Origin of the sequence: Nostoc parmelioides FACHB-3921, from assembly GCF_014696625.1 — a bacterium.
GTDB lineage: Bacteria > Cyanobacteriota > Cyanobacteriia > Cyanobacteriales > Nostocaceae > Trichormus > Trichormus parmelioides.
In genome coordinates this window covers 1-6,678 of record NZ_JACJQL010000139.1, presented here as the reverse complement: position 1 = coordinate 6,678, position 6,678 = coordinate 1, and the positions used below count along the sequence as shown (strand labels likewise).

At 40.9% G+C, this 6,678-nt stretch carries 9 protein-coding genes; 4 read left to right on the top strand and 5 right to left on the bottom strand.

Annotated elements, in window-relative coordinates:
* Window positions 1–70: 70 nt before the first annotated feature.
* Window positions 71–1,216 (bottom strand): ISAs1 family transposase, encoded by a 1,146-nt coding sequence (locus H6G14_RS32560; RefSeq protein ID WP_190573062.1) that lies wholly within the window; start codon window positions 1,214–1,216, stop codon window positions 71–73.
* On the opposite strand from H6G14_RS32560, the gene H6G14_RS32555 reads away from it, so the two are divergent.
* The gene (locus tag H6G14_RS32555) at window positions 1,181–1,333 is read left to right on the top strand and encodes a hypothetical protein (RefSeq protein WP_190573063.1); all 153 of its coding nucleotides are present in this window, start codon (window positions 1,181–1,183) and stop codon (window positions 1,331–1,333) included. The two genes, H6G14_RS32560 and H6G14_RS32555, sit on opposite strands and share 36 nt — an antisense overlap.
* A gap of 358 nt (window positions 1,334–1,691) precedes the next feature.
* Here H6G14_RS32555 and H6G14_RS32550 read toward each other — a convergent pair whose 3' ends face one another.
* The 3 genes from H6G14_RS32550 to H6G14_RS32540 form a co-directional block, all read right to left on the bottom strand.
* On the bottom strand, window positions 1,692–2,189 hold the full coding sequence (locus H6G14_RS32550; RefSeq protein WP_242054343.1) for a hypothetical protein: 498 nt from the start codon (window positions 2,187–2,189) through the stop codon (window positions 1,692–1,694).
* A gap of 194 nt (window positions 2,190–2,383) precedes the next feature.
* Window positions 2,384–3,667 carry an LbetaH domain-containing protein gene (locus H6G14_RS32545; RefSeq protein ID WP_190573058.1) on the bottom strand — a complete coding sequence of 428 codons (1,284 nt, stop codon included), beginning with the start codon at window positions 3,665–3,667 and terminating at the stop codon, window positions 2,384–2,386.
* A gap of 187 nt (window positions 3,668–3,854) precedes the next feature.
* Complete coding sequence (locus tag H6G14_RS32540) at window positions 3,855–4,103, bottom strand: hypothetical protein (protein ID WP_190573056.1); 249 nt, start codon at window positions 4,101–4,103, stop codon at window positions 3,855–3,857.
* 600 nt (window positions 4,104–4,703) lie between these two features.
* Here H6G14_RS32540 and H6G14_RS32535 point away from each other — a divergent pair.
* From H6G14_RS32535 to H6G14_RS33910, 3 genes are all read left to right on the top strand, one after another.
* Window positions 4,704–5,461, top strand: a protein-coding gene (locus tag H6G14_RS32535) for an IS5 family transposase (protein ID WP_242054341.1) whose coding sequence is annotated in 2 segments (ribosomal slippage) — window positions 4,704–5,007 and window positions 5,007–5,461 — 759 coding nt in all. Because the reading frame shifts where the segments join, the coding sequence is not laid out codon by codon here.
* A 189-nt stretch (window positions 5,462–5,650) separates the two neighbouring features.
* The gene (locus H6G14_RS33915) at window positions 5,651–5,926 is read left to right on the top strand and encodes a hypothetical protein (protein ID WP_242054339.1); all 276 of its coding nucleotides are present in this window, start codon (window positions 5,651–5,653) and stop codon (window positions 5,924–5,926) included.
* A complete protein-coding gene (locus H6G14_RS33910) occupies window positions 5,927–6,130 on the top strand; it encodes a GNAT family N-acetyltransferase (RefSeq protein WP_242054337.1) in 204 nt (67 codons plus the stop codon). It abuts the gene before it with no gap.
* A 256-nt stretch (window positions 6,131–6,386) separates the two neighbouring features.
* Here the strand turns inward: H6G14_RS33910 and H6G14_RS32525 are convergent.
* Window positions 6,387–6,678 (bottom strand): hypothetical protein (locus tag H6G14_RS32525; protein WP_190573055.1); only part of this gene is annotated, 292 nt, incomplete at its 5' end.

Genomic DNA, 6,678 nt, shown 5'->3' with positions numbered 1-6,678 from the left:
TGCAAAGGAACTTATTCACTTTAGTTTTGCGTGATTACATTGTAGAAAATCTTACCCATACTTGTGTTGCTTAGTACACATGAATGAAATTTTTTGTCAATGCGTAAGTCCTATGATTATCCATTGCCGCTAGGAATTGTTTATTTTTTACTCCTACTTTCACCCGTTTCTCTTTACCTAAAAGATTAACTGCAATGTGGCGCAGCACTGCAAAATTTTGTGGTGCGTTATCTTTTCTTATGCGACAGTCATCTTCGTTTAATGCTACATCCAAGATCCAATGTAGTGAATTTTCAATTCCCCAATGGCTGCGAATAGAATTAGCAAACTTCTGGGCATTATCCTCCAGGCTACTAATAAAATAACGGGTTTCTACTGTTGTCTTGCCATCTATTTCCCGTACAGACTCCACCATACCTATGCTATTTAATTTTTCCCAAGCTGAATCTGGGTCAAGCTTTTCTTGGATATTAGATAACATTAGATAATGACGTATTTCGTGGCGACCATGCCCAAATTCCTCTGTTTTATACGTGCTATGCTTTAATCCTTGGAAGCCTGTTCTTCTTCCTTCCTCGATTAGTGTCTCTACTTCATCATACAGATTCCCTTGATTCTTTTTTAAGGTTATTACATAGTCTGCATCTTTCTGGGCGATTAACTTCACAATATTTTTTTGACAGCCTATTGCATCTATTGTCACAATACATCCAGACAGTTCTAGTACCTTTAATAACTCTGGAATTGCTGTAATTTCATTTGAGTTAGAATCTACTTTTACCTGACCTAATACCAATCTATTTGTCGTCGCCCATGCACTAACTATTTCAATCGCACTTTGTCCAGATGCTTTATCGTTAGAACCACATAAAGTTTTTCCCTCAATTGCTACTATCTCCCCTGATGTCACCTTCTGTATTGATCTCATCCATGACAGAAAACATTCTTGGAACTGTTGGGGGTTTAACCGTGCAAAGACTCTCGCAAATGTATCGTGTGACGGAATACCATTTGGTAACTCTAAAAACGTTTTTAACCATTCATATTTCGTGCAACCATATAGTTCAATTGCCACCCAACTCTCTGCTCCACAGATCACTGCACACAAAGCAATGATCAACATGTCAATCAATTTATGTCGTTTTGTACGATCTATTCGTGGGTCTGACATCACAGCAAAATGGTCAGCAATTGTGATTTTGGGCTTGAGCTTCACGTCCTTGGGCAATATGACTATTTTTACCATGACTTTACCATCAAACCCTCATTGCTCAACCTCCATATCATCAGCGATGGCGTTCCCACCACCGGATACCGTTGGCGAATTCCTTAAACAACTAAATTAGTTTTCTTGTTTCGGTGTAATACATGGAGAGGAGCGTTATAGCTCTCCGTGTATTACACGGATAATTCGCCGTTTTTATGTTAAATATTTCGCCAACGGTATCCCCACCGTAGTGTTTGCTGCCTTTATCTCTTCTTTAGTAGCTATGTACTATATTTAGATGCGTTCGCCCTGTACCCCAGATTGACTAAGCCTCGGCAAGAATTACGTAAACAATTGCAGACTGCTTAATTGATAAGCATTTCCGCTTTTCTTAGTGCCATTCGGTATAGGAGTATAGAAGTGTAAGGATTTAGAACACCATTTCCCCTATACCCTTACTCCCAAACCTGTGCCTAAGTCCTGACTATGAAGGATTTACACTGATGGAAGTAGCATTCGATTCAGGTTCAGTAGTTGCACCAACTGCCATGACTGTAGACCATTCACTGACGCGGTTATCATCTAGAACGGCTCGGACTCGATAAGCAAGCTGAGTTTTATGTACTAATAAGATTAAATCTCGGTTGAGTAAGCCTTGTGATTTGAGGTTTTCGTTTGATGCAGCTTGGAGATGAAAACAGCGATCGCTTTGACGTTGTAAATCTGGAGACTCACCATCCACCAGCACCTTTTGCAGTTCGTACTCTTTAGCCCCTGGATAAGGTTCCCAGCAAAGATTCCAGTAGGTTGACCAGTTAATCAAATTTGTTGTTGATTCCTTAACCTCATCCGACAAGGTAGAAACGAATCCAGTAACTGGAGGTTGTAAGACTTGCAGCGACTGGGAATTAACAGATTCTATATATCCAGGTTGCTCAACCTGTTGTGCAGCTATAGATGAACCGACATCAAGACCTAGCATCAGTCCGAATATCAAAGTGAGAAGCACAACCAATCGTAGGCATCGTGAAGGCACTAGGGGGAGGATTTTAAAATTCATAGTCATGCAAAACTTAAATGCTTAACCCGATTCTTCAAAATTAGGCATCAGATGCAGCAAAAGACAATCCTGCTACATCTAAGCCTCATTAAATTACAAATTACGAATTGGTATGATTACCACTCTACCTTTGAAATAAGGTTGCCGTTATCGGCATAGATAGTTCTTGAACGGATATGCGTTCTAGAAGGTAGTGTGGAATTGAAGACACCGCTTTTTCTTCCCACGGCTGATTTGTTACCAATTTCTGCACGGAATATAACAACGTCAGGTGCTAACCCTACGTCATCACCTAGCTTAGTTTCCGGGCCACTATCAACACCATTGACAACCTGCCTACCACCATGAACTAGAACACGGGGCCCATAACCATTTCCATTACCAATAGTCAGATTAGTTGTCGCTAAACCATGAAAGACAACATCGTTTGCTACACCGGCAAGTATCCCAATGTTAAAAGGTTGACCCTCATCAGCACGGATGGAAATTCTATTACCTAATTTCTGGTTTAAGGCTGCGAGAGAATCTTGCAGAATCACATTGCCGATGATGCGGTTAGGGTAGTTGGGATCTTGAGTAGTAACCCCACCTATGGTTGGCAAACTTGGTGTTGGGTTATTAGGGGTGGATGGACTGAAATTTATCCCTGTGACATTTGACGGATTGGCTACGGCTAATTGTGTATAACCTTGGGCCAATGACTGATTAACTGCAATTACACCCTGCATCAATGCAACATCGGCTTGTGTCAGGTTAGACACCTTCCCCAAACTGCCACTAGTAGCTTCTATGTTACTAGTAACATTTTTACCTGGGAGGACAACTTTACCAGAGGGTAAGGTAACACCAGGGCCGACCCGCGAGAGAAAATTGACTACTGTGTTGAACTCTATAGTTGCACCGTCTACTTCAGCGTTGAAGGCGATGAATGTCTCTGGCTGAGTGTTGCTAAACTGAACACCGCTCACGGGGTCAGTAAAAGGCCCAGTTGAGCCAGTAAGACCGATTTTGGCTGTACCTTTGACAGTGGCCAAGTGTGCCAGGATGACTCGCTCACCAATAGTTGCCCCCGTTACTGAAGGTGTAATGCTCACTTGGTCTTGGACGTTGGATCCTTCACGGATAATGATGGGGCCATTAGTAGCATTTAACCGAGCAAATGGTGCAACGTAGACTTTTCCCTCCAAGGTAATATTTGCGGGATTGGTAATTATCGCAGCTGGGTCAATAAAATTAGCTGATGCTGGGGCTGCTGTACTGGGACATATAGGTCGGTTAACTGCCGTTGGACTACACGAAGCAAGGCTTGCAAGGGCTGGTTGTGCATCTACCTGTATAACTAGGACAAACGCAAGGATAATTGCAGTAAAGGCACTAAAAATTGTGCGAGGTTTGAACATTAAAAGAAGGCTCCTCACGAGCTATGAAGTATTTATTTGCGGAATAATTTGTGTTAACGAGGAAAAGATACAATTCAGCGTCGCCTATAGTCAGCGAAACTCCAGGCCAATCTGAGGAATTAGCAAAAAATCATATTGCCATAATTCCCCTTTTCAACTCTTTCTTACTTGGTTATAAGACAGAGAATTAACCAGCCCAAAATCCGTTCAACAAGTGATAAACGTTGAGAAATGTTACCAAGTCATCTATCAGACCAGTAATAATACCAAGAAGTGAGCTTTGTGGAATTGTCGTCGTTGCGTGGGCAACTGCATTATTGTATACAGTCTCCCAAGCGTTCGGCCCGGTAGCCGTTGTACCATAAACTTGCGTACTCACAGCCAAAATAAAGCCAAGCGCAGCTAGACTGGCTAGTATTGTGCGACGTTTTAACATTATTATTTGATACCTGATAGTTTGCCAAGTTTGTTTGACAGGGTAAACCGAAAAGGTAAGGGAAAAGCGGTAACTTTTCAATTTACCTGAGCTAATGACGTACAATTGTTACAAGCAGCTATTAGCAGCTTACTTTCATATTATCTTAATATTATTTAGTAATTTAAGCTAGATATTTTGATATTAATAAAATTTATATTTCTAATAAAAATGTAGTGCATCATAGAGTTTAAAACTTTGTAAGTTCCATTGAGTATCAGCGACAAAATATATCTACCTTGAGACATATTTTTAAATTAATTTGATCCCAAATATCTTTTTGTAGAAGATGCAAGGTATTGGTAAGGCAAGAGAAAGCGATAAAAAATTCGCTTGTAAGCATCTTCCTATAATGCTTTTATAAATGTCTATGCTCTAAGTTATATGGCAAATACCATAGTTGATGTTGTTATACTTTTAATATTTAAGTTTAGAGGCTATTTATAAAGTAAATCTAAAAGCGAAAAGAAAAGAGTTCTGACAACGATAAGATACATTAAACGTAGTGTATTTACATAGTTAGGTATGGCGTGAAAGTCTTACCCCACAGACTTAACAGATATGGAGTGGGAAATCCTAGCCCCCTTGATTCCACCAGCGAAAGAAGGAGGACACCCGCGCACAACTGATATGCGGGAGGTATGCAACGCTATCTACTATCACCTGAAGACAGGATGCCAATGGAATATGCTTCCGGGAGACTTCCCGCCCAGCTCAACTGTATACAACTACTACCGCAAATGGCAGCGCAAAGGGGTATGGGAAAAATTAAACCATTCATTACGCGGTCAGGTTCGCTTAAAATTAGGTAAATCAACACAACCCAGCGCCCTCGCCGCAGACAGTCAGTCAGTTAAAACTGACCAAAAAAGGGGGATGTGTACGGTTTTGATGGCGGTAAAAAGGTAAAAGGGCGAAAGCGACAGACTTTGGTTGATAGCCTGGGATTATTGTTGAAAGTGGTTGTAAGTGAAGCAAATGCCCCAGAGCGAGTGCTTGCTGCCTATGCTTTGATGGAATTGTTAGAGGAGCGTCCTGAATTACTTGAGAAAGTTGAAGTTTTATGGGTTGATTCCGGTTATGACGGTGATAAGTTTGCTCTTTGTGTTTGGTTGATGATCCAAGCTCATGTTGAAGTCATACGGCGTACCGAGTCAGAATTTCAGGTTTTACCGAAACGTTGGGTAGTCGAAAGAACATTTGGGTGGTTTAACCAATATCATCGTCTCAACAAAGATTATGAGCGCCTACCCGAAATGAGTGAAGCTGCTATATATGCTGTCATGACTCGGATTATGTTGCGTCGTCTTGTCGTCTAAAGATTTACTTTATAAATAGTCTCTTAATTGTATTTTGCTTAAGTCAAGCATTGCGCTGTTGTTTCGTTAGTTGCTTCGCTTACCTTGTGTAAATTGTAGAACCTATCAGCTTCCAAAGCTTACAATGCAAACAAAACAAAAGGATTTATCGTATTATATATGTATTATGTTGTAAATACATAACACTCTATGCGAATTGAACCATACCAAGATAGTCAACTTGATACCATCAAAAGTCTTTCACTTCGGGCCTGGAGTCCGGTCTTCGATTCGATTCAAAACGCAATGGATATTGATGTGTACCAATCATTCTATCCTGATGGTTGGCAACTGGGACAACTTAGTGCTGTCGAGTCCGTCTGTACTACAGCAGACATGAGGGTGTGGGTTGCCATTATTTCTGATTTAATCGTAGGTTTTGTAGCCGTGAAACTCCACTCACAAAGTAGTATGGGAGAAATCTAGATGATTGCTGTTGATCCTGATTATCAACGTCAAGGCGTTGGTTCTGCTCTGATAGACTTTGCTCTTAATTGGATGAAAGCGACGGGAATTTCCATTGCTATGGTCGAAACTGGAGGTGATCCTGGTCATGCACCAGCACGTTGTACCTATGAAAAACTGGGTTTTGGATTGTTCCCAGTTGCTAGGTATTTTAAGAAGTTGTAAAGGGCATTGAGTAAAATATTTGTCAAAGCTCCCAACACCCGCAATATTTCCCTAACCTCCCCTTTCTCATGCTCCATCTGCTGAACTAGAATAGTAACCGCTTGGGAATGTACTTTGATGACTGGACAAGTGCGATCGCGCTCTGTGGGTTTTGATGTAATCTGTCCTATAAACTATGTCTGCGATTATCAACCCCATCGCGCAATCTCAGGTTTTTGATGAAATGTTACCTGACATTTTGGAAACAATGGCAGATTCAGGCAGATTCGGACAATAACCCTGACATATCTAATACTCGTCCTGACCAAATACTAGCTTGCTCAGACATATTCGTGCGTTCGCTCTCATCAGACCAAAGACTATCAAACTTTATCTTCCATCTTGCTAGTTGAACTTGAATGTTAACCAATTCCTCGGCATATTCTGGTTCAATTTCTGCTACTGTCCATTCAATAAAACATATAGTTTCATCTGCTACACTCTTAACAGCTTCAGGGTAAGCAGTATTACAAAACGTTCTCAGCCTAGCTAAATTAGATGCTATATGT

Excerpts from the sequence above, each read along its gene's own strand:
- H6G14_RS33910 (WP_242054337.1), top strand. The coding sequence starts at position 5,927 with ATGATTGCTGTTGATCCTGATTATCAACGTCAAGGCGTTGGTTCTGCT.
- H6G14_RS33915 (WP_242054339.1), top strand. The coding sequence starts at position 5,651 with ATGCGAATTGAACCATACCAAGATAGTCAACTTGATACCATCAAAAGT.
- H6G14_RS32555 (WP_190573063.1), top strand. The coding sequence starts at position 1,181 with ATGGTCAGCAATTGTGATTTTGGGCTTGAGCTTCACGTCCTTGGGCAA.
- H6G14_RS32545 (WP_190573058.1), bottom strand. The coding sequence starts at position 3,667 with ATGTTCAAACCTCGCACAATTTTTAGTGCCTTTACTGCAATTATCCTT.
- H6G14_RS32550 (WP_242054343.1), bottom strand. The coding sequence starts at position 2,189 with ATGCTAGGTCTTGATGTCGGTTCATCTATAGCTGCACAACAGGTTGAG.
- H6G14_RS32540 (WP_190573056.1), bottom strand. The coding sequence starts at position 4,103 with ATGTTAAAACGTCGCACAATACTAGCCAGTCTAGCTGCGCTTGGCTTT.